Source organism: Acinetobacter sp. V2 (assembly GCF_001188385.1).
GTDB classification, from domain to species: Bacteria; Pseudomonadota; Gammaproteobacteria; order Pseudomonadales; family Moraxellaceae; genus Acinetobacter; species Acinetobacter oleivorans.
The window spans coordinates 174,742-176,493 of the sequence record NZ_JZFB01000003.1; the positions used below are offsets into that span (position 1 = coordinate 174,742).

4 protein-coding genes are annotated in these 1,752 nt (G+C 35.0%); 2 read left to right on the forward strand and 2 right to left on the reverse strand.

Going from position 1 to position 1,752, the window contains the following annotated elements:
* Nucleotides 1-63 (forward strand): hypothetical protein (locus UC75_RS21395; protein ID WP_228137355.1); only part of this gene is annotated, 63 nt, incomplete at its 5' end.
* Nucleotides 64-121: 58 nt separating this feature from the next.
* On the opposite strand, the gene UC75_RS11720 is transcribed toward UC75_RS21395, so the two are convergent.
* Together UC75_RS11720 and UC75_RS11725 are read right to left on the reverse strand one after the other, a co-directional pair.
* The gene (locus UC75_RS11720; RefSeq protein WP_049837695.1) at nt 122-592 is read right to left on the reverse strand and encodes a copper resistance protein NlpE; all 471 of its coding nucleotides are present in this window, start codon (nt 590-592) and stop codon (nt 122-124) included.
* A gap of 187 nt (nt 593-779) precedes the next feature.
* Complete coding sequence (locus UC75_RS11725; protein ID WP_005042208.1) at nt 780-1,103, reverse strand: hypothetical protein; 324 nt, start codon at nt 1,101-1,103, stop codon at nt 780-782.
* Nucleotides 1,104-1,304: 201 nt separating this feature from the next.
* Here UC75_RS11725 and UC75_RS21400 point away from each other — a divergent pair.
* On the forward strand, nt 1,305-1,752 hold a 448-nt coding region (locus tag UC75_RS21400; RefSeq protein WP_228137313.1), incomplete at its 3' end, for an urease accessory protein UreD.

Here is a 1,752-nt window from a genome sequence, read left to right on the forward strand (position 1 = left end):
GACAACGCTCTTAAAGCACATGATGATGCTAAAAACACAATGAACCAATTCGCAGCTCACTAAGAATTGATTTCAAAAGAAAACCCGCTCACATGAGCGGGTTTTTTTATATTAAAAATAATTATTTTTTCAAAACATAATGCTCAGCTAAAGAGCCTTCAATTTTCTTACCTTCCATATCTAAAGCAGTTGCCGTATTTTCACCAATAAAGAATTTACGGTTTTGTCCTTTATCATCTAACGTAATGACTGAAGTATTATCTTTGTCAAAAGTAAATGTACCATGGGTTTCAAATGGTTTCTTATCACCTTTGCCAAGATAAGTTTCAGTCAATTCATAAGTTTTATCATCTTTTAACTCTAAATCAGTTTTGATGCCTTCACAGTCTGCACATGGAAGAGTGCCTTTATATGTGCCATTCCAATCTAGTGAGTTTTCAGCCGTATGAGCAGTATCTACTGCATTGTTATTCGCTTCAGTAGTTTGTGCTGGAGCAGAGGTTTGTGTTGTTGTATCGGCTTTATTTTCGTTTTTGCTACAAGCAACAAGAAGGGCACTTACAAGTGCAACTGATAATAATGTTTTTTTCATGATGATCTAAACCTCGGAAAATAAATAAAAAAGCAAATAACAGGCTATGAAATATGAGAGCTTAATAAAAGTTTAAGTATGTAATTTAATTTTAACAAAAGGTAAAGTGAGTAAATTTTGGAATAATTATTAAAACAAAAATAAAAAGCAGGTATCCACTAAAACGATCTAATGAATACCTTATAAATTAGGGTTGCGCTGAAACTCCACCTAAAGAGTCACATGCTGATTTATAGAGTTGATATTGTTGCTTTAAAACTTCGTCTAGCGGCATGTCGAATAATTCTTCACCATTTTTGTAGCTCTCTACGTATGAAGTTGCTTTTTCTTTACTTACCGCTAAAGATTGTTGGTAATAAGAATTAATCGAGCTTGTTGCAAGCTGGCTTGTCTCTACATTTTTACATTCGAAATTGTGCAGGATCTTTTCTGCACGTTTGACCTCACTAGATTGGCCAAAAATACACCCAGTTAAAAAGACAAGTGGGGTTAACACGAAAAAAAGTTTCATGGAGAGCAAGTATGGAAGCAACGGTGGGCGCTATTGTATAAACAATTCCATAAGTTACTGTGGTTTTATGTTAGACATTGATGATTTTTTAACTCATTAAAATCAAAAAATTGTATCTAATTTTATCAGTGGGCTTATTTTCATATTTGGTGCGTATTTTGCTTATAACTTTAAGCACTTATTTTGAACATATGAACCAGAATGAATCAGGTACAAACGTTTTCAAAAAACTCTTTAGCACCATTTTGGTATGCGCAATTAGAGCTCGGATTTTGTTTTGAAAATTCACGCACCATAATGAGTCATAGAAAGCATTATGGCCCTGTTAGGGTGCAAAAAATGCTCTGGCCTGAAAGAACGGGTGTATGTCATGCCATTATTGTTCATCCTCCAGCAGGAATTGCAGGAGGAGATCATCTTACGTTTGAAATTGAAACCAAAGATCAAGCTCATGCGGTAGTAACTACTCCGGGTGCGGGAAAATGGTATAAAACCAATGGTAAGCAAGCTTTTCAACATATTCACTTGCATGTGAAAGATCAGTCCATTTTAGAGTGGGTTCCACAAGAAACGATGCTGTTTGATGGAGCTTTAGCACATTCAGAAACTCATATTCACCTTGATAATGCTGCAAGTTTTATTGGCTGGG